The sequence below is a fragment of the Brevibacillus sp. HB1.2 genome (assembly GCF_013332495.1).
In the GTDB taxonomy this organism is placed as follows: domain Bacteria; phylum Bacillota; class Bacilli; order Brevibacillales; family Brevibacillaceae; genus Brevibacillus; species Brevibacillus porteri.
The window spans coordinates 915824-936169 of the sequence record NZ_JABMIU010000001.1 but is presented as its reverse complement, the minus strand read 5'-3'; the positions used below and the strand labels follow the sequence as shown (position 1 = coordinate 936169).

Here is a 20346-nt window from a genome sequence, read left to right as displayed (position 1 = left end):
GGATGGAACAGATGAAAAAAACATGGAATACAATCGCAGGAGTCGTATTTTCGTTGTCACTACTTGTAAGCGGATGTAGCCAAGGCGCTTCCACAAACAGTGCGGGAGGTCAAGCGGGTGGGGCTACTGCTGGAAATGCATCGTCCATGACAAAAGAGGCAGGCGTATTTGTATACGCGGCATCAGGTGAATATCAGCCATTCAGCTACTTCAAGGATGGTCAATTGACCGGCTTTGATGTCGAGATCGGTAATGAGATCGCCAAGCGCTTGGGGCTTGAGCCAAAGCCAGTCACGTCGCCTTTTTCCGGTATTATCGCAGGGGTAAAGGAAGGACGCTACGATGCGGCGATTGCCAGCCATGCGATTACAGAAGAGCGGAAGCAGCAGGTTGATTTCGCAGACCCGTACTACTTGTCCGGTGGTCAACTGTTCGTTCGCCCGGATGGGACCATTAGCACGCTGGAAGGATTAAAAGGCAAGGAAGTGGCAGTTGCACTCGGCACTACACATGAAAAGATGGCGCGGGAGTATACGGATAACATCAAAACGTATGACAGTGATGTAACGGCTCTGCGTGCCTTGGAGCAGGGAAAACATGATGTCGTGATTACAGATAGCGTCGTAGGGGAGATTGCCATTGGGCAAGGCTTGAAGCTCAAGAAAAGCGGGTCGCCACTCTCGGAAGTCAAGCACGGAATCGCAGTGCGCAAAGGAAATACGGAATTGCTGAACAAGATCAACGAAGTGCTCAAGCAAATGATGGAAGATGGTACCTACGTCAAATTGAGCGAAAAGTATTTTAATCGCGACATCAGCAAAGCCGAATAGTGAGTTGGTATAACAAGTATATTCCATTACGAGTGAGGGGTGGCATCAAGTGCCCAGTTTTGCCCATCTGACAGAAGAGTTTTTCCGGACATTGCCGTTTTTTTGGAAGCCGTTGCTGCTGACATTTCAGTTGACGATCGCTTCTGTTATCGTAGGCTCGATTATCGGATTGTTTGTCGCTTTGTTAAAGGTATCCAAGCTTCCCGTTGCACGTTTCGTAGCCAATGCGTACATCATGATCATTCGCGGGACACCGCTGATCGTGCAAATATTCGTCTTGTATTTCGGCTTTTACAAAATCATTGACCTCGGTCAATTTTGGTCAGCAGCGCTCGCTTTGGCGATTCACAGCGGAGCCTATATCGCAGAGATTTTCCGGGGTGCTATTCAGTCGATTGATAAAGGACAATTGGAGGCAGGGCTGTCTTTGGGCATGTCCACTCGTCAGACCATGCGTCGGATCATTTTGCCGCAAGCGATGAAAAGATCGATCCCGCCGCTTGGTAACCAGTTTATTTTGTCTTTGAAGGAATCATCTCTGGCCGCTTTCATTGCCATGGATGAGTTGTTCTCACTAGCCCGCCGCTTGTCTGCGGAAACGTTTGACGAAATGACGTACTTTTTGATTGTGGCGCTTTATTACTTGGTCATTGTCATGGTGTTTACGTTTGTGGTCCACATCATGGAGAAGCGTCTGGCCAAAGGAGAGGCGTAAAGCGGAGGGGAAAGACGATGGAAAAGCAAAGAGAAATGATACGCGTGCAAAATTTGAAGAAAAGCTTCGGAAAAGTGGAAGTTCTCAAGGATGTTACCTTACAAGTCGGAAAGGGCGAGGTCGTCGTCTTGATCGGTGCCAGTGGATCGGGGAAAAGCACATTGATTCGATGCATTAATTTTCTGGAGATCAAGGACGGCGGAGAGATCTATATCGAAGGGAAAAGCATCGACCCGAAAAAGGATGACTTGACCAAAGTACGGCAAAAGGTAGGCATGGTGTTCCAGCACTTCAATCTGTTTCCGCATAAAACGGTACTGGAAAACATCATGGAGGCACCGCTGATTGCTAAGAAAGCGGACAAGGAAGAAACGAAGCAGGAAGCGCTCCGGCTGCTGCAAAAGGTAGGTCTTTCTGAAAAAGCGGACGCCTACCCGTCCAGCCTCTCCGGCGGACAAAAGCAACGCGTGGCAATTGCTCGTTCACTGGCGATGAAGCCTGAGATCATGCTTTTCGACGAACCAACCTCAGCGCTTGACCCAGAGCTGGTAGGGGAAGTGCTAGAGACAATGAAGCAGCTCGCGCAAGAAGGAATGACGATGATTATTGTGACGCACGAAATGGGGTTCGCCAAGGAAGTGGCCGATTGGGTTGCGTTTATGAATCAAGGCAAGATCATCGAGATGGCTAGACCCCAAGAAATTTTCAACAACCCGAAAGAAGAGCGCACGAGAGAATTTTTGAACCGTGTACTGTAATGGCAGAAAACGAAAGGGAGCTGTGGCATGAAAGATGTGGTCATAGTCGCGGGTGTGCGCAGTGCAGTGGGTGCATTCGGGAAGAGCCTACGTGACGTACCGGTGACAGAGCTGGGGCGGCAAGTGTTGGAAGGCTTGATGAATAAGGTTGATTTGCCGAAGGAACAAGTCAATGAAGTGATTTTTGGCAATGGTTACGTACATGGGGGAGGACTCAATGCTGCACGTATCAGCTCGCAGCTGGCGGGATTTCCACGCAATGTCTATGGTCACATCGTCATCAAAGCATGTGGTTCAGGATTGAAGGCGATTGGCAACGGTGCGCTAGCCATAGCAGCAGGTCAAGAGGATGTGGTGATTGCGGGGGGAGTGGAGTCCATGAGCAATGTTCCCTACCTCGTGAAGAACCGCTGGGGCAGCAAATTTGGCAATTTGTCCATGGAGGACGCTCTCTTATCCGATGGCTTGATCTGCTCGTTGACTGGTGAGCATATGGGCATGACGGCAGAACGGCTGGCTGTACAGTACGGTATTTCCCGTGAGGAGCAGGATCGTTATGCCTACGAGAGTCACGTAAGAGCAGCGGCAGCAATCGAAGCGGGTACGTTCGAGAGTGAGATCGTACCGATTGAAATCAAGGATCGCAAAGGCACCCGCGTATTTGCGCAAGATGAATCCGTTCGCCATGATATCAAGCTGGAAGAGCTGGCTAAGCTGAAAAGTGTTTTTCAAAATGAAGGAACCATCACTGCCGGAAATGCGTGTCCGATGAATGACGGCGCAGCCGCTGTATTGATGATGTCTCGTGAAAAGGCGGAGGAAGCGGGTTTGACTCCGCTCGTGAAAATCAAGGCTTTTGCCAGCGCAGGCGTCGAACCTGGGGTGATGGGAATCGGACCAGTGCCAGCCACGCAGAAGGTGCTGGAGAAAGCGGGATTGACGCAGGGTGACATTGGACTCATCGAATTGAACGAGGCATTTGCCGCCCAGGCTTTGTCTGTAATCAAATGCCTGGAGCTGGACAGGAGCAAGGTGAATGTCAATGGAGGCGCGATTGCCTTGGGTCACCCTGTGGGAGCTACTGGTGCTAAACTGACAGTGACGTTGATGAACGAAATGATGCGCAGACGAGAGAAGTATGGCATGGTGACGCTGTGCATGGCAGGTGGCATGGGGATGTCAGTGATCTATGAAAATTTGACGATGTAAAATTCTCATGTGCATATGAAAAAGCCCCGAACATTGATATGTCGGGGCTTTTTGCCATGAAAGTGTGATCGCTTATTAGGGGACCTATTGTTCGTGTAAGTATTTTCGCAATGTGGCCGCTACTTCTGTTGGGTTTTCCAGCTGTACAATGACATGCTGATATTTAACATGACCCTCTACTTCTAGAATCAACAACGAATCAGTCTGGGCAAAAGAAAGGAAGTACCATTCATTTCCATGCTGAAAGCTTCCTTCATATATGTTCAATGGAGCTATAGACGTCCCTGGCATGCGCAACATCCATTTTGGCGGAACAAAAGAACCGACCTCGACATGCTTGATCGATTGATACGGTAACGTGATGGTGCTCTTCAAGGCTAAGAAGGTATGCAAGCCAGTGAGACGCAAGGTAAAATCCGTCTTTCCAAAATGTACACGTCTTCCCATCGTTGATCACCTCATTCATCTGCCATCGTTTCATTATCTCACAGATGAATGATGATGACACGGGACTATCAAAAAAGCCGGAGCTTCCCCGCAAGAGGAAGGCAACCGGCTTTTCGTATTCTTTCTTACATTTCTTCTGGAGCAGCCAAACCGAGCAGACGCAGACCTTCCTTTAGTACAGCAACGACTGCTGCTACGAGCTGGAGACGGGATGCTGTCACATCTTCTTCCTCAGCCAGAATGCGTACATTCGCATAGAATTTGTTGAATGTTTGCGCCAGGTCGATCACATACTTGCCGATTTGCGACGGATCGAAGTTATCGGCAGCACGTTCGATTACCTCTGGGAACGCGTTCAAGAGGGTAATCACTGCCCAAGCCTCTTTGCTGTCGAGTGCACCGGAAGCCAGGTTCACTGTCGTTGCTGGCTGGTAGCCACCTCTGCGCAAGAGTGAGCATGCACGAGCGTGTGCGTATTGCACGTATGGTCCTGTTTCCCCTTCGAAGGTCAGCATCTCTTCCCAGGAGAAGTTGACATCATTCAGGCGGAAGTTTTTCAAGTCATGGAAAATAACTGCGCCTACCCCGACTTGACGAGCCACCTCTTCTTTATTGGATAGCGTAGGGTTTTTCTCTTCGATGACTTTTTGGACATCAGAAATGGCCTGTGCCAACACTTCTTCCAAGAGAACCACTTTCCCTTTACGCGTGGACATTTTCTTGCCGTCCTTGAGCATCATGCCGAATGGGATGTGGTGCATATTTGCGGACCAAGCATAGCCCATTTTTTCCAACACTTTATAGAGCTGCTGGAAGTGGAGGCGTTGCTCGTTCCCTACGACATAGAGTGCTTTTGCAAAATCGTACGATTCGTGGCGGAAGAGGGCAGCAGCCAAATCACGCGTAGCGTACAGGGTAGCGCCGTCTGATTTTTTGATCAGGCATGGCGGCATGTTGTATTCATCGAGGTTCACGACCATCGCACCGTCGGATTCAGTCAAGAGACCTTTTTCCTCGAGCAACGTAACAACGCGATCCATTTTGTCGTTGTAGAATGCTTCACCGTGTGTGGAGTCGAAGGCTACGTTCATCAGGTCGTAGATCTTCATGAATTCCTTGAGGGACTCATCACGGAACCATTTCCACAGATGCTGTGCTTCTTCGTCGCCATCCTCGAGCTTTTTGAACCATTCACGGCCTTGGTCTTCCAGCGTAGAATCGTTTTCGACTTCTTCGTGGAAGCGAACGTAGAGGCTGAGCAGCTCCTTGATTGGTTCTGCTTTTACCTTTGCTTCGTCACCCCAGAGGCGGTACGCAACGATCAGTTTACCGAACTGCGTACCCCAGTCACCCAAGTGATTGATGCGCACTGGCTCGTAGCCTTGCTTTTCCATGATGTTGGCAATCGCGTTTCCGATTACAGTGGAGCGCAGATGCCCCATGGAAAACGGCTTGGCGATATTCGGTGAGGAGAGGTCGATTGGTACTTTGCGTCCTTGACCGACATTGCTGCTTCCATATGTGCTGCCTTGCGTAATGATGGTTCCGATTACTTGCTCTGCTACATTTTCTTGGTCTAGGAACAGGTTCACATACGGTCCAACTGCTTGTGATTCGCGCAATGGTGCACCGGAGAGCTGTCCAGCCAGCTCTGATGCGATCATCGGTGGGGCTTTGCGCAATGCTTTTGCCAATTGGAAGCAAGGGAAGGCCACATCGCCCATTGCAGGGTTTGGTGGTGTTTCCAGCATGCCGTATACGGCTTCTTTTGTCAGTGTGTCTACGCCCATCGAGGAGAGCGTAGCGGCAATCTTTTCAGCGACTTGGTGTTTGTAGCTCATTTGATAAATCCCCTTTCAAAAATAAAAAAACCTCTACGTCTCCTGTGAAAAAGAGACGAGAGGTTATACTCCCGCGGTGCCACTCTTGTTGTTTTTCCCTTCCAGTAAACTTGGAAGACAAAAACCGCTTGACCTGCTGTAACGGGCAGTCCCGGCATAGCCCTACACGATCCGTTGCCCATATTGACTGGCGTAGGATGTTCAGGCAGCATCTCCGAGGGGCGTTTCCTCACATGGTTTGGCATCGGGCTCACACCGTCCCCGACTCGCTACAGCCTCGCACAAGGAGTACTTTCCTCATCAACGATTCGTTTGTTTCTCTAGAATTATAGCTGTTTTAACCGTCAGGATGCAACTCACTGTTCCGGTTTTTGCAAAATCTTATCTAATTCCGCGAAATATTGTTTGGTCAGCTCTTCTCTTTCTTCCGCGCTGAGGTTATCCGCGTTCATCATTTGCTCTTTGTACTGTTCCAGCTTTTCGAGCATGGCTAGCTCGGCAGCAGCGGCATCGTCCAGATCGTAATTTTCCGATGGATCGAACGGGATCAATCGATTGTCATTACCACTGCGCAAATAAGCAGAGCGCCAGTTCTCCGGAAACTGGTATGGCTGTTCGCCAAACATAATCGCTAAAATATCGTCGGATTCAATCGGCAGGAAGTGATCGTAATCGTCTCTTCTGCCTCCCTCGGATAAATTAATGTGGGACAAAAAATAGTGGAGATAATGTTCCCCGGTTTCGGTATTCTTAACGATGGAATAGGTTTCAAATTCCGATTTGGATAGTTCTTTTATGGTCTCTAAACAGGACAGAAATTTGTCTTTTTCACGTGCTTGCAAGTCAGCCATGTCATCTCGTTCCTTTCGCTCTACAATAAGCCTCATGATAGCAAAAGCAATGTGCTCTGACAATGAAAGCAACGCAACGGAGTGCAGCAGTGGAAGCAGGGAAAAGGATGATTGATAAAACAATTGGATAATCTTGTCACAAAAATAAGCCAGCTGGATCAAATACATATCAACACGAAACAAGGAGGTGAACAGCGCGTGAATGCAAGTGCCAAAAGTAGCGAAGCGGACTGGACGCTGCAACTGACCAACGAGGAGAAGCTGACGAGACTCATGAGCGAGTACGGAGACAACATCGTGCAGCTCGCCTACTTGATCGTCAAGGATCGGGGAATCGCGGAAGACATTACCCAGGAAGTGTTCCTGAAGGCGTATCGGGGTCTGGATCAGTTCCGCCATCAGAGTAGCGTAAAAACGTGGCTTTACCGAATTGCGATCAACGAGTCCCGCAAATATTTGCGTTCGTGGTCCTTTCGCCAGATTTTTTCTACATACCTCTCCAAAGAGGAAGCACCCCCGGAGAAGGCCGACACCGCAAACGTTGAAGCGGCAGTCATCGGACGAATGAGCAAGGTACAGGTAGCGGAGCAGGTGATGAAGCTCTCGCCGCTGTACCGAAAAGTCATGGTACTTCATTACTATGAAGATTTGTCGATAAGAGAGATTGCGCAAGTGTTGGATATTTCAGAAGATGCCGTACGAACCCAATTGTCACGGGCCCGAAAACATTTTAAGGCATTGTGTGAAAAGGAGGGATTGGAATGGATGTAGATAAGCAAATTCGCGAAGTGGTACGGAGTGCAAGTGAGAAATCTGTGGAGGAAGTGAGGTTTACAAAAGAAATGGAATCGCGGATCAGAGATGCGATTGCACGAGATAAACACAAGAATCGGAACAGGATATTCATGGCTGGCTCCTTGGTAGCTTGCTTGGCGGTAACAGCCGTGGGCTTGCAGCAACAAGGTTGGTTTTCACAGATGCCCAGTGGAAAAAATGTAACGAATGCGGTCGCAACGACTGCAAGGGATAAAAAGAAAACGGAGGCCGATCAGAACAACGTAAAGGTGTCGCCGGAAGAGGCTGTTTTACCATTGAAAAAGGTGATCCCAGCTTTGAGCAAGATGACAATCAGGGTGGATCGTACAAGCCATGGAATCAGCGACTTAATGTTACTGGAAGGCGATAATGCGCGTGCCAATGTTGCTTATGATATACAGACAGGACAAATTGAGAGCTTTACAATCAACGGTGATCGGACAGAACAGAAGGAAGAGAAATTGCCATCAGCCAAGACTGCGGAGAAAGCAGCAAGCGCATTTCTTCAAGCTTTTTTGGGGGAGGAAAGTAAGACCTATCAGCTCGTCGAGACTCAGATCTATACGGACGAGTATAAGGTAAAAGGCCCATGGATGAGCGTGAATTATCAACGTATGGAAAACGGCCAGCCCGTTCCGTTCGACGTATTGTCGGTTGGAATTGACGAACGTGAGCAAGTCGCGTTTTTCGGGCGATTGAATACGAGTGAACAAGCTTTTTTCACCAAGCTGACAGATACCGTGCCCGATTTGAACCCCTCCCTTCTTCTTTTGGATAAAGAAAAGAACCACGATGGCATGTCATTCATCTTGGGGAAAACGAACAAAGAGGGGCATAAAGTTTCTCTTGTGATCACTGGCAATGGTCAAGCATTGGAATGGTATAGCCTTCTGTTGAAGGATGAAAAGGAAGCAGCGAGCCAGAAAAGAGCAGAAGGAGCAAAAGCATTGGAGCAAGAGCGACAGTTCCTGAACAAGCTGCTCGGGGCTGATAGCGAGAACTATCGGTTGTTGGACGCCAACCATCCGGGATTGTACCTGAGATACTATAACGGGATGCCGGTGTTGTCTGATGAAATAAGCATCGAAACAACCGACTCTGGCCACCTCGAATATTTCAGTAAGGACCTCGAATCATTTGAGCCGTCGCAGTACCCGGATGTATCGACTGCTGTGTCAGAAGAGGTAGCCATCAAAGAGCTGAGCGAGCATATGAAGCTTCGGTACGTGCAGAATCCGAGAATACAGCCACAATCAAAACAAGGGGATATGTGGCAGCCCATTCTGGAGTACACACCAGCTGTTTCCTTCATGCAAAGAGGACGTGAAGATGGTCAGGAGTGGTATATCGACGCGACAAATGGCAAGACGGTGTATGGAACGGGAGATAACGGGCTTGCTTATGATCAGTTGAATACGAAGGAAGCCCATCCGATCGAATCTCCAAAGGAATACGTCAAGGTTCGCTCCAAGGATGAGGCAAAAGCGTTGCTTCAAGCGGAATTCGGCATACAAGTGGATGACTCGACCTATAGAGAGAGTAACCGTGACGGACGCAAGGAATACGTCTGGAATGATAAAAATGACAAGTATATCGGCGTAGAAGTCCTTGCAGAAACAGGCAGTGTCGTCGGGCTGGGAACACCTCGTTCCGATACAGCAGTGACTGTCAAACGCGAGCAAGCGGAAGAGGCTGCACTTGCCTTTCTGCCTAAATACGTTGATCCAGGCATAAAAGAAGTGCAATTGGCACAAGTCATACAGCCAGGCGAAACGAATCCTGTGTCATCGGGCGAATGGGAATTCAGATATCTCATGAGCAAGGATGGCATTCCAGTACAGGATCGCGGGCAAAAAGCGGCTTATTCAGTAACAGTCGATCCGTCTTCTGGCAAAGTGACAAAGTTTGAAAACTACAGAGAGACGCACGAGTTGGTGGAGCTTCCAGCATCCGACGAGATCGTCTCGAAAGACAAGGCTGTTGAGGCGTATTTACGCGTCATGCCTTTAAAGCTGGTCTATTTGAGGAGAGATGTGGATGGGCAAAAATTAGCTCAACCAAAGCTGGCGTATGTGCCGTGGAGTGACGAAAAGCTGGCGCTCAAATATATTACTCTGGATGCCGTGACAGGCAAGATCATCACCAAATAACAAGAAAAAAAGGCTATCCCGCAGCCATTCCTGATGGCTTTTGGGATAGCCTTTTTTAAACACTTATCTAACAGTCGTCACACGAACACCCAATAATTACCAACAGGATAAACAGCACGAGCACGATTGCGAAGCAGTCACCGAAGAATCCGTTTCCGCAGAATGATGTACTCATCTTTGTTTCCCCTCCTTTCCGTTATACTCCAGTCTATACACGAATGCGGATATTGGACTGGGCGGATGCCCAGCTTAGGCAAAAATGGGCGCGTAAGAGGAGAGGCTCAGTAAAAAATAGACAATTCACAATTGACGGGGAGACAAAGGTGGTGTTAAGATACTTGCAAACATTCAAGACATTTCGCAAAACAACTAAATGACAAGTGTACGACTCTTATCCAGAGAGGCAGAGGGACTGGCCTGATGAAGCCTCGGCAACCGGTAAAAATCCGGTGCCAATTCCAGCAAAGCTACGTGCTTTGAAAGATAAGAGGATGTCTCAGGCGTTTTCGTATCTGCTGACAAATCCTCTTCTTTCAAAGAAGAGGATTTTTTTATTTACCCAATTACGGAGAATAAGCCGATGCAAGGTAGAAAAGGGGCACGTCAATGAAACCAACTTTTCGCGAACAACTTTCCCGGAAAATTCTGATTCTGGACGGTGCAATGGGCACCATGCTTCAACAGGCAAACCTGACTGCTGATGATTTCGGCGGTGAAGCCTATGATGGCTGTAATGAACTCCTGAACCTGACCAGACCAGATGTGATCCGTTCCATTCACGAGAAATATTTAGCGGCGGGCGCAGACATCGTCGAGACAAATACATTTGGTGCTGCTTCCATCGTTTTGGCTGAGTACGATGTGCCAGAAAAAGACCTTGAGATCAATATAGCCGCAGCCCGCTTGGCCAGAGAAGCGGTGGATGCCTATTCTACGGAGGAGTGGCCGCGTTTTGTAGCAGGTGCAATGGGACCTACGACCAAAACCCTTGCGTTGACAGGCGGTGTCACTTTCGAAGAACTGGTCGAGGCGTATTATCGTCAGGCAAAAGGTCTGATTCTTGGCGGCTCCGATGTTCTTCTATTGGAAACCTCGCAAGACACGTTAAACGTCAAGGCTGGCGGAATCGGGATTCGCAAAGCTTTTGAAGAGCTTGGACAGGAGCTCCCGGTGATGCTGTCAGGTACGATTGAGCCGATGGGCACAACGCTGGCTGGCCAAAACATCGAGGCGTTTTACATCTCCTTAGAGCATTTACAGCCAGTCTCCATTGGTCTGAATTGTGCGACAGGACCAGAGTTTATGCGTGATCATCTGCGGACACTGTCAGGAATTGCCCAATGTGCGGTTAGCTGTTATCCGAACGCAGGCTTGCCAGACGAGAACGGCCATTACCATGAAACGCCACAGGGACTTGCTTCGAAAATGCGGGCATTCGCTGATCAGGGCTGGATAAACGTCGCTGGCGGTTGCTGCGGAACAACGCCTGACCATATTCAAGCGATGGCAGAAGCATTGAAAGACTGCAAGCCGCGCAGTGCAGCTGTGGAACCGCTGAGCGCAGTCTCCGGGATCGAGGTTGTTTACGTCGAAGATGACAATCGTCCCTTGCTAGTAGGGGAGAGGACCAATGTCATCGGTTCCAAAAAATTCCGTGAAATGATTGCAGCTGGTCATTATGAAGAAGCATCTGATATTGCCCGAGCACAAGTGAAGCGCGGCGCACATGTCATCGATATATGCTTGGCTGACCCCGACCGTGATGAATACGAAGATATGGAAAAATTCCTACAGTTCATCGTGAAAAAAGTAAAAGCGCCCCTCATGATCGATTCGACAGATGCCAAGGTCATGGAGCTGGGACTTCGCTATTCGCAAGGGAAGGCCATCCTCAACTCGATTAACTTGGAAGACGGCTTGGAGCGATTTGAGGAAGTGGTTCCACTTATTCACAAGTTCGGTGCCTCCGTTGTCGTTGGAACGATTGAGGAAGCGGGTATGGCTATCACTCGCGAAAAGAAGCTGGAGGTCGCGCAACGCTCGTACGACATTCTTGTCAACCAGTATGGCATAAAGCCACAGGATATTATATTCGATCCACTCGTCTTTCCAGTAGGGACAGGGGATGAACAATACATCGGCTCTGCCAAGGAAACCGTAGAAGGAATTCGTTTGATTAAACAGGTAATGCCTGCTTGCAAGACGATCCTAGGTGTCAGTAACGTTTCCTTCGGCTTGCCTCCTGCGGGTCGGGAAGTACTGAATGCGGTCTTCTTGTACCACACAACTCTCGCAGGGCTTGATTACGCCATCGTCAACACGGAAAAGCTGGAGCGCTACGCTTCGATTCCAGAAGACGAGAGAAAGCTGGCAGAAGCTCTTCTATTCGAGACAAATGATGAGACATTGGCGGCCTTTACCGAATTTTATCGCCAAAAGAAAAAGGAAGTCAGTGTGGAAGTCTCCTCGTTAACGCTCGAAGAACGCTTGGCCCGTTATGTAGTCGAAGGCTCCAAGGATGGCCTGGTGGAAGACCTAAAGCTGGCTCTGGATAAATACACACCGCTCGAGATCATCAACGGTCCGCTGATGTCTGGGATGGAAGAGGTTGGTCGCCTGTTCAACGGCAACCAGTTGATCGTGGCAGAAGTATTGCAAAGTGCAGAAGTCATGAAGGCATCCGTATCGTTTCTGGAGCCATTCATGGAAAAAAGCGATGCCGCTGCAAAGGGGAAAATCTTGCTGGCGACCGTCAAAGGCGATGTGCACGACATCGGAAAAAACCTCGTGGAAATTATTTTGTCAAACAATGGCTACAATGTCGTGAACCTGGGGATCAAGGTACCACCAGAGCAACTGATTGCCGCATGCAGAGAAGAAAAGCCGGATGCCATCGGTCTGTCTGGACTCTTGGTAAAATCCGCACAGCAAATGGTCATTACAGCACAAGACCTGCGTGATGCAGGCATTGATATCCCGATGATGGTTGGCGGTGCGGCGTTGACGCGCAAGTTCACATCGAACCGGATCGCACCGGAATACCGTGGAATTGTTTTATACGCAAAAGATGCCATGGATGGTCTGGATCTCGTAAATCGTCTGCAAAATCCGGAAGAACGTGATCGCTTGGTAGAGGAACAGCAACATCTCCTGGAAGCAGTTGCAACGGCTCAACCTGTTATCGAGGAGAAAAAAGCACCTTTGCCAGCTCGCTCAGCCGTCAGCAGAACGGTTCCGATCCACCTGCCACCAGATTGTGAACGACATGTTCTGCGACAATACCCGCTCAGCCATCTGCAACCGTATTTGAACCTGCGGATGCTCCTCGGAAAACACCTCGGTGTTCGCGGAAATGTAGATAGATTGATAGAGGCAGGCGACGAGAAGGTACTGGAACTGTACGGCATTGTGGAAGAGCTATTAAATGAAGCGAAGCAAAAAGGAACCATTACGACACACGGCGTGTATCAGTTCTTCCCGGCTCAGTCAGATGGCAACGATATTTTGGTTTATGATCCAAAAGACCACAGCAAGCTGCTGGAGCGCTTCTCGTTCCCGCGTCAGCTGGAAGAACCTCATCTTTGCCTGTCCGACTTCTTGCGACCAGTGGAGAGCAAGGAAATGGATTATGTCGGATTCCTGACCGTAACGGCTGGGGGAGGGATTCGCGAAAAATCTACAGAGCTAAAAGAGCGTGGTGACTACTTGCGCTCTCATGTCCTCCAATCCTTGGCATTGGAGCTGGCAGAGGCATTTGCAGAGCGAATTCACCACGTCATGCGCGACGTGTGGGGCATTCCTGATCCGGTTGAGATGACGATGCTCGAGCGCTTTGGTGCTAGATATCAGGGCATTCGTGTCTCCTTCGGTTACCCTGCTTGCCCGAACCTGGAAGATCAGGCGCAGTTGTTCCGTCTGTTGCGTCCAGAGGATATCGGCGTTCAGCTGACAGAGGGATTCATGATGGAGCCAGAAGCTTCCGTATCGGCGATGGTATTTGCACATCCTGAAGCACGTTATTTCAACGCAGGTCCGTCTATTTTTGAAGTGTAAGGAAAGTAGTAAAGATAAATGAAACGGGGAGAGAAGGGATTGAGTTGACGACGAGAAAGAAAGATTTACGAGCCTATTTGAAAGACCACCTGCTAGTCGGAGATGGTGCGATGGCGACCCAGCTGCACGGGCTGGGCGTCCCGGTTGGCGTCAGCTTTGAAGAGCTGTGTTTATCCAACCCGCGTTTGGTACATGAAGTTCATACGTCTTACTATCAGGCCGGTGCACGTTTCCTAGAGACAAATACGTATTCTGCCAACCGAGATGCATTGAGCCGTTACGGTCTGGAGCATAAGGTAGCGCGGATTAACCGGCTAGCAGTCGCCATTGCACGGGAAGCCGCACAGGATGATGCTTATGTGGCTGGGAGCATCGGATCGATTTTGGCTGGACGGGTGAAGAAAAAGGTTTTGGACGAATACCGTGACCAGTATGAGGAACAGGCGATTGCTCTGTTGCATGCTGGCGTAGATGGACTGATTCTGGAGACGTTCGTGGACTTGGAGGAGCTGCTTCTGGCGATCGAGGTAATCCGTCCGCTCACAGATGTCCCTGTAATCGCGCAGTTAGCCACTCTGGAAGTAGGACGCACACGTGATGGCTACGCTTTGACAGATGCTTTTTCCGAGCTAAAAGCCGCAGGAGCTGACGTGATCGGACTAAACTGTCGCCTTGGTCCCGCTGAATTGCTACGCTCGTTTGAAAATACAGTGATTCCAGAAGATGCACTTTTATCCGTATTCCCGAATGCGGGGCGTCTGGGGATGACTGACGGCGAATACGCTTTTAAATCATCACCTGAATATTTTGGACAGAGTGCGCTTCGCTTGCGTGAGCAGGGGGTACGGTTGATTGGCGGATGCTGCGGAACCACACCTGCACATGTGAAGGCGATTGCGGATGCACTTGAGTCACTTGAGCCGCAAGCGCGTGTGAACCCGACCATCGTAGCAGGTGATCGTCCTTCGATTTCTGTGCAAAACACGAGGGAGAGGGAGAAACCAAGCATTGTCGAGCGCGTAAAAACAGCAACGACGATCATTGTCGAGTTTGATCCACCGCGTGATCTGGATGCAGACCAGTTTCTCCATGGATGCTGCGAGCTGCACAAGGCAGGAGCGGACGCCATTACGTTGGCGGATAACTCGTTGGCGACAGTGCGGATGAGCAACATGGCTCTCGGAGCACTCATGAAGAGCAGACATGGAATCGATCCGCTCTTACACATCGCTTGCCGGGACCGTAATCTCATTGGGCAGCAATCGCACTTAATGGGGCTGCACGCTTTGGGGATCGACCAAATATTGGTGATTACTGGGGATCCATCGCGCTTTGGGGATTTGCCAGGTGCCAGCTCGGTATTTGATGTGACCTCTTTTGATCTGATTCGCATGGTGAAGCAGTTGAACGAAGGCGTTTCGTTCTCAGGACGTCCGTTAAAGCAAAAAGCCCAGTTCATCGTGGGCGCAGCCTTTAATCCGAATGTCCGAAATATGGATGCTGCCGTTGCCCGCTTGGAAAAAAAGGTCGAGGCAGGCGCGGACTACATTATGACACAACCTGTGTACGATGCTGAGTCCATCCGGAATGTATACGAGGCGACGAAGCATATCGGCATTCCTGTCTTTATCGGGATCATGCCGTTGACCAGCTCGCGCAATGCGGAGTTCCTGCATAATGAAGTGCCAGGAATCAAGCTATCGACAGAAGCTCTGGAACGGATGAAAAAGGTACAGGGAGAGGCCGCCCGACAGGAAGGGATCGCAATCGCGAAGGAATTGGTCGACACGGCCGTTCGTTACTTCAATGGCATCTATCTGATTACACCCTTCAATTATTACGAGATGGCGGCAGAGCTCATTCAATACACGCGCCAGCAAAGCTCATTAGTGAAGCTGGCTCAGACTTAGCGGTATACATCAGTAAAATAGGGAAGGCCTATGTGTATAGACAGGCTATAGCCTTGCGTCTAATATACATGGGCCTTCATCTCGTCTAACATATAGGCGGTCTTGAGAGCTTCCCGATTGCAAAACTGTTGAATCTCAGCAAGGCTCATCTGGGCATACAGCTTCTTGCGTAAGAAACGTTCAATGATATGCGGGAATGCGAGATCGACAAAGAGCAAATGCAGTTGCTCAATCGATAGGGGATTTTCTTGGAGATAGCCACTCAATATATGAGAGAACCATTCTTCGTTCCACTGCTCATTTTTTCGCATCGCAAGGGATAGAACACGGGCAATGTCTTTGGACGGAAAATCGTAACGAACATCCTCCCAGTCAATGATTGCAATTCTTTGATTACTGACGAGCAAATTCCCATTGTTAAAATCTCCATGACAGAGATAGTGATTGCTTAGGGGTTCCTTTTTCCATTTCGAGAAGTATGGAGAGGATATCAAATGTTCCTTGGCTGTGATCCCGGCTTGTTTAAAAAAAGGAAGATAATCCGCGAGCGCAGTGTATTTTTGATCATTCTTCCCAGCGTGTCGAAGCTCCCACTTCTCAATGGCAGCTAAATCTGTTTTGTACTCCACGGACCATTTTTCTGCGCCATTGTAAAGGATGCCATGGTTGGAGGAAAAACCGAGCGACCTCGCATGAAATTTGCCTAATACCATGCCGATCCGTTCCATTCGAATAGGGGAGTTATACGCAATATTTGGCCAGGATAGCCTTTGGTGCAGAACGAAAAGATTTTCTTTATGAGTGATGTAACGCTTATTATTTTTGGTTCGTTGAATGTCGGGGATGAGTACGCCGTTTTTGCGCAAATACGCTTCTGCATTCAGAATGAAATGTAAACGTTCCTTTTGCAGAGGGAAAGCTTTTCCGATGAATTTGCCATTGGTTGTTTCCAAGTAAATGACGAATGATTTGGATGTATCCCGAATGGTTTTGTGATGCAGAACGGTCATGTCGTATCTGTTCTGGATTTTTTTGATGAGGTCGTCCACTACTGATGCCCCTCCTTGCGTACAGAGCTACAAGTATTGTATGGAAGAAGAGGAGTGGTTGACACGAAAGGATCTACTTAGGCGCGGGAAGAGGGTGCCAATTCATCTCGCGTAAAAAATGACTCAGCTCACTAAACTTGGCGATTCGTTCCTCACGTGTAAAAGATGCGTTAGCCCCACTGGTAGACGGGACGACAAACACATAGCTGCCAGACCAATCTTCTGTCCCAAAGTACCTGATTGGCTGAAGCCCCAGTGAAATGGCTTCTTTTTTTTGTCCAGTCGCGTGACGAAAAGCAGTAATGCCGTTAAAACAAATGACACGAGGCCGGTAAGTCTGGATCATTTGGACGAACAGCTCTGCCCCTGTGGCATAATCCTCGTTGCGCAGGTCTGTTGCGGAGCGGGTAGGGCGTGATACCAGATCGGTAATACCGTAGTTGTAGTCTAAGAGGGTAGCGGTTTCCTCGGGCAAGAGCTTGTGAGGTGTCAGGCCGCCTTCGTACAATCCACGCCAAAACAGGTTGGCTGGATTGGCGTAGTGGAAACCCGTCGTAGCTGATATACGCCCTGGATTGATACCGCAAAATAAGACCGCCAAATCGCGGCGAATGTATGTGGGCAACCATTTTTCTGTGAACTCGACCAAAAGCGAACCCCTCCTGTTTACCACATTGTAGCACATCAGTGAGCGCTTTCAGAAAGGAGCAAAAAAAGCTGCCAGATTCGGCAGCTTCAGGTTATATTCGATCAAGTATTGGATCTTATAACTGGGGAAGCGGATACGGCAGCACTTGCTGTGGCTCATTGAACGTGAATTGATCCATTTCATTTCGGACGTATCTTTTCGTCTCGAATGGAACGACTTCTTGTTCTTCGTTACCCCACAACCAATTCGACAGCATTTGTATCATAAGGATACCCTCCACTTTGTGGAAATGTTTTACATGTTCATCATACTCCAGTTGAGGGCATTTTTGGTTGGGCAGGTGTGAATAAGGCGTGAAGAAATCGTGGATAGAACGTGAACAAAAAGGAAGCGATTTCACAGGGCTTCGAAAAAAAGCGTAAAGAAATCCGCCTGTACGAACGGACTCTTTTCGCTTTTTTGCCGTGCCATTTCTATGGATTGGTGGACCACAGTCCAGCGGATTTTACGAAGATGCGTTTGTTCAGCTTCAGCTGGCTAACCACGAACTCAGCAATATCCTCAGGTTGCATGGTCTTTTCAGGATTTCCGTCGGTCAGACCCAAGTCAATAGCCATATCGGTTGCTACTGTGCTAGGCGTAAGCGCCGTTACGCGAATGTTGTGTTTGCGCACTTCGAGAGCCAACGATTCAGTCAGACCAAGAACACCAAACTTGGATGCACTATACGCGCTGGTGACAGGAGCTCCTTTTTGTCCAGCAGTGGAGGAGATGTTGATAATGTCACCGGAGTTTTGGTCAATCATGCCAGGGAGTACAGCGCGAGTGACGTAGTACACACCCATCAGATTGACTTGGATGATTTGTTCCCATTCGCTCGTTTCAAGCTCCAGGAATTTACCGAATTTAGCGACGCCTGCATTGTTGAGCAGAATATCAATGTGACCCAGTTCATTTTTGATAGAGGTAACGGCTGTCGTGACGTCATCATAGTTGGAAACGTCTGCTGTGGCAATCGCGACCTTCACGCCGAATGCTTCTATTTCCTTGGCTACTTGCTTCAAATTTTCCTCAGAGCGAGCCAAGAGTCCAAGATTCACGCCTTCTTTTGCCAAAGCAATTGCAGTAGCGCGACCAATGCCTTTACCTGCTCCTGTAATGATTGCGGTTTTTCCTTTTAGATCGATAGCCAATCGATAACACTCCTTTTTCAAGACAATAGGAATCTCATGTATATTGTGCAGTGTACTAGCATTTATCCTCGAGGGGAAGGATGCACTTTTATGTACGTAGGTTACGAAAAGTAACTTTGCAAAATAAAAATGTCCTCCCTGAGCAGGGAGAACATTGGATAGCAAGGGGATAACTGCTTACAGCTTGTATACGTCTGTGTATTTTTTCTCAAGGTAATTCATCAAGTAAGTCGCATTTGTACCTTCGCCTGTAATCGCTTGAACGAGTTCACGAGGGCTCTTCATTTTACCGTACTGATGGATTTTTTCCTTGAGCCACTCACGGATTGGAGCGAAATCGCCTTTTGCGATCAGTTCTTCGTAGCCGTTGATCTCACTCTCCATAACGTGGACGAATTGTGCCGCATACACATTACCCAGCGAGTAAGTAGGGAAGTAGCCGATCATTCCACCTGACCAGTGTACATCCTGAAGCACACCCAGTGCATCTGTCGGTGGCTCGACACCCAGGTATTCTTTCATTTTTTCGTTCCAAATTTTTGGCAGATCAGCCACTTGAATGGTTTGATTGATCAAGCCTTTCTCGATTTCGTAGCGGATCATGACATGCAGGTTGTACGTCAACTCATCTGCTTCCGTACGGATAAAGGAAGGAGTAACAGCGTTAACCGCACGATGCAGGTCTTCTACGGACACACCTTCGAATTGAGTAGGGAACGCTTTTTGCAAGTCCGCGAAAAAGTGATTCCAGAACGGCAGACTGCGTCCGACCATGTTTTCCCAGTAGCGGGATTGAGATTCGTGAATCCCCATGGAGGTACCATCGCACAGAGGAGTGAACAGCAGGTCAGGATTGATGTTCTGCTCGTACATCGCGTGGCCAGCCTCGTGAATACAACTGAAGAGCGCAGAGTTGAAATCATTTTCAGCGTAGCGCGTCGTAATGCGGACATCACCAGGATTGAAGGTGGTGCAGAACGGATGCGCACTGCGATCCATGCGGCCAGACTTGAAGTCGTACCCGATTTTCTCGAGGATATAACGGCTGAATGCTTCTTGGTCTGCCACAGGGAAGTTTTTCGTCAAAAATGATGTATTTGGTTTGTTCGGGGAGTCGGCGATTGCTTTTACCAGCTTGACAGTTTTCTCGCGCAAGGTGGCGAAGATCGGATCGAGCTGGTCGACAGTCATGCCAGGCTCATACATGTCCAAGAGGGTGTTGTACTTGTTTTTACCGTCATGACCCCAATACTCGATGAACTCGAGCTGGAAGTTCACGATTTTCTCGAGGTACGGTTGGAACATGGAAAAATCGTTGTTGGCACGAGCTTCTTCCCACACCGTTTCTGCTTTGGCGGTCAGCACGACGTACTCCTGATGCCTGTCAGCAGGTATTTTCTTGTTGCGGTCAAATTCCTTTTTGCATTCCAGCACACTGTGACGGGTAATTTCATCCAATGTTTCGAGGACAGATGGCTCACTCAGCTCCGTCAAAAGCGCTTCCATTTCTTTAGACGTCGCCAGCTTGAATTGCTCGCCAGCCAAAGTCCCGATGATTTCAGAACGGGCATCCATTCCATTGCGAGGCGCTTGTGTAGCCTTGTCCCAATAAAGAACGTTCAGTGCTTGCGTGTAGCTGGTTATTTTCTTCACATAGTCACGGAATTCGGCCGTACGTGTTTCCACAGTCGTTGACATAGGATTCCTCCTGTAAAATTGTAATATTCTGGTAATTAATATGTAAGTCATGCAGTCAAAAAATTTTTACTACTGAATATTATAACGGTTTAATGAAAAATTACTAGGTGGATGCGACAAGCATTTGTCGGTATAATCGTAGAGGAAACAAATGAGTTACTTATTTGCGATGACAGG

The 20346-nt window shown here is 48.8% G+C and carries 17 protein-coding genes, 1 riboswitch and 1 other annotated feature; of the genes, 8 read left to right on the top strand and 9 right to left on the bottom strand.

From position 1 onward, the window contains the following. Nucleotides 1–11: 11 nt before the first annotated feature. From HPY28_RS04350 to HPY28_RS04335, 4 genes are read left to right on the top strand one after another with little or no spacing between them, the layout of a single operon-like run. Entirely contained in the window at nucleotides 12–830 is an 819-nt protein-coding gene (locus HPY28_RS04350) for an ABC transporter substrate-binding protein (RefSeq protein WP_174230121.1), read from the top strand. Between the two features lie 49 nt (nucleotides 831–879). Then, nucleotides 880–1545, top strand: a complete 666-nt coding sequence (locus HPY28_RS04345) for an amino acid ABC transporter permease (protein WP_174230120.1) — start codon at nucleotides 880–882, stop codon at nucleotides 1543–1545. A gap of 17 nt (nucleotides 1546–1562) precedes the next feature. Next, complete coding sequence (locus tag HPY28_RS04340; RefSeq protein WP_144616442.1) at nucleotides 1563–2303, top strand: amino acid ABC transporter ATP-binding protein; 741 nt, start codon at nucleotides 1563–1565, stop codon at nucleotides 2301–2303. Between the two features lie 27 nt (nucleotides 2304–2330). Then, nucleotides 2331–3512 carry a thiolase family protein gene (locus HPY28_RS04335; RefSeq protein ID WP_174230119.1) on the top strand — a complete coding sequence of 394 codons (1182 nt, stop codon included), beginning with the start codon at nucleotides 2331–2333 and terminating at the stop codon, nucleotides 3510–3512. 84 nt (nucleotides 3513–3596) lie between these two features. Here the strand turns inward: HPY28_RS04335 and HPY28_RS04330 are convergent, their stop codons facing one another. From HPY28_RS04330 to HPY28_RS04320, 3 genes are all read right to left on the bottom strand, one after another. Continuing rightward, nucleotides 3597–3959, bottom strand: coding sequence for a hypothetical protein (locus tag HPY28_RS04330; protein WP_017247876.1), 363 nt, complete (start codon nucleotides 3957–3959; stop codon nucleotides 3597–3599). Between the two features lie 125 nt (nucleotides 3960–4084). Further along, a complete protein-coding gene (argS, locus tag HPY28_RS04325) occupies nucleotides 4085–5800 on the bottom strand; it encodes an arginine--tRNA ligase (RefSeq protein WP_174230118.1) in 1716 nt (571 codons plus the stop codon). A gap of 48 nt (nucleotides 5801–5848) precedes the next feature. Then, nucleotides 5849–6113, bottom strand: a binding site (T-box leader). Nucleotides 6114–6156: 43 nt separating this feature from the next. After that, nucleotides 6157–6834: a hypothetical protein gene (locus tag HPY28_RS04320; RefSeq protein WP_238144707.1), complete on the bottom strand. Its 678-nt coding sequence runs from the start codon at nucleotides 6832–6834 to the stop codon at nucleotides 6157–6159. Nucleotides 6835–6849: 15 nt separating this feature from the next. Here HPY28_RS04320 and HPY28_RS04315 point away from each other — a divergent pair, with 15 nt between their 5' ends. Next, nucleotides 6850–7422, top strand: a complete 573-nt coding sequence (locus tag HPY28_RS04315; protein WP_017247879.1) for a sigma-70 family RNA polymerase sigma factor — start codon at nucleotides 6850–6852, stop codon at nucleotides 7420–7422. Continuing rightward, a complete protein-coding gene (locus tag HPY28_RS04310) occupies nucleotides 7413–9617 on the top strand; it encodes a YcdB/YcdC domain-containing protein (RefSeq protein WP_174230117.1) in 2205 nt (734 codons plus the stop codon). The genes HPY28_RS04315 and HPY28_RS04310 overlap by 10 nt, the downstream gene beginning before the upstream one ends. A 67-nt stretch (nucleotides 9618–9684) precedes the next feature. On the opposite strand, the gene HPY28_RS04305 is transcribed toward HPY28_RS04310, so the two are convergent. Continuing rightward, complete coding sequence (locus HPY28_RS04305) at nucleotides 9685–9792, bottom strand: YjcZ family sporulation protein (RefSeq protein WP_007724452.1); 108 nt, start codon at nucleotides 9790–9792, stop codon at nucleotides 9685–9687. Nucleotides 9793–10005: 213 nt separating this feature from the next. Next, nucleotides 10006–10107, top strand: a riboswitch (SAM riboswitch). Between the two features lie 116 nt (nucleotides 10108–10223). Between HPY28_RS04305 and metH the strand changes: the two genes are divergently transcribed. Together metH and HPY28_RS04295 are read left to right on the top strand one after the other, a co-directional pair. Further along, on the top strand, nucleotides 10224–13670 hold the full coding sequence (metH, locus tag HPY28_RS04300; RefSeq protein WP_174230116.1) for a methionine synthase: 3447 nt from the start codon (nucleotides 10224–10226) through the stop codon (nucleotides 13668–13670). A gap of 44 nt (nucleotides 13671–13714) precedes the next feature. After that, the gene (locus HPY28_RS04295) at nucleotides 13715–15580 is read left to right on the top strand and encodes a bifunctional homocysteine S-methyltransferase/methylenetetrahydrofolate reductase (protein ID WP_017247882.1); all 1866 of its coding nucleotides are present in this window, start codon (nucleotides 13715–13717) and stop codon (nucleotides 15578–15580) included. Between the two features lie 59 nt (nucleotides 15581–15639). On the opposite strand, the gene HPY28_RS04290 is transcribed toward HPY28_RS04295, so the two are convergent. The 5 genes from HPY28_RS04290 to HPY28_RS04270 all read right to left on the bottom strand — a co-directional run bounded on the left by HPY28_RS04290 (nucleotide 15640) and on the right by HPY28_RS04270 (nucleotide 20169). Next, nucleotides 15640–16629 carry a phosphotransferase gene (locus HPY28_RS04290; protein WP_173624307.1) on the bottom strand — a complete coding sequence of 330 codons (990 nt, stop codon included), beginning with the start codon at nucleotides 16627–16629 and terminating at the stop codon, nucleotides 15640–15642. A 73-nt stretch (nucleotides 16630–16702) separates the two neighbouring features. Beyond that, nucleotides 16703–17278: a mismatch-specific DNA-glycosylase gene (locus HPY28_RS04285; protein ID WP_017247884.1), complete on the bottom strand. Its 576-nt coding sequence runs from the start codon at nucleotides 17276–17278 to the stop codon at nucleotides 16703–16705. A 115-nt stretch (nucleotides 17279–17393) separates the two neighbouring features. Beyond that, nucleotides 17394–17543: a hypothetical protein gene (locus tag HPY28_RS04280; RefSeq protein ID WP_173624308.1), complete on the bottom strand. Its 150-nt coding sequence runs from the start codon at nucleotides 17541–17543 to the stop codon at nucleotides 17394–17396. Nucleotides 17544–17751: 208 nt separating this feature from the next. After that, nucleotides 17752–18471 (bottom strand): 3-ketoacyl-ACP reductase, encoded by a 720-nt coding sequence (locus HPY28_RS04275; RefSeq protein ID WP_017247885.1) that lies wholly within the window; start codon nucleotides 18469–18471, stop codon nucleotides 17752–17754. Nucleotides 18472–18648: 177 nt separating this feature from the next. After that, a complete protein-coding gene (locus HPY28_RS04270; RefSeq protein WP_173624309.1) occupies nucleotides 18649–20169 on the bottom strand; it encodes a carboxypeptidase M32 in 1521 nt (506 codons plus the stop codon). Nucleotides 20170–20346 lie beyond the last annotated feature (177 nt).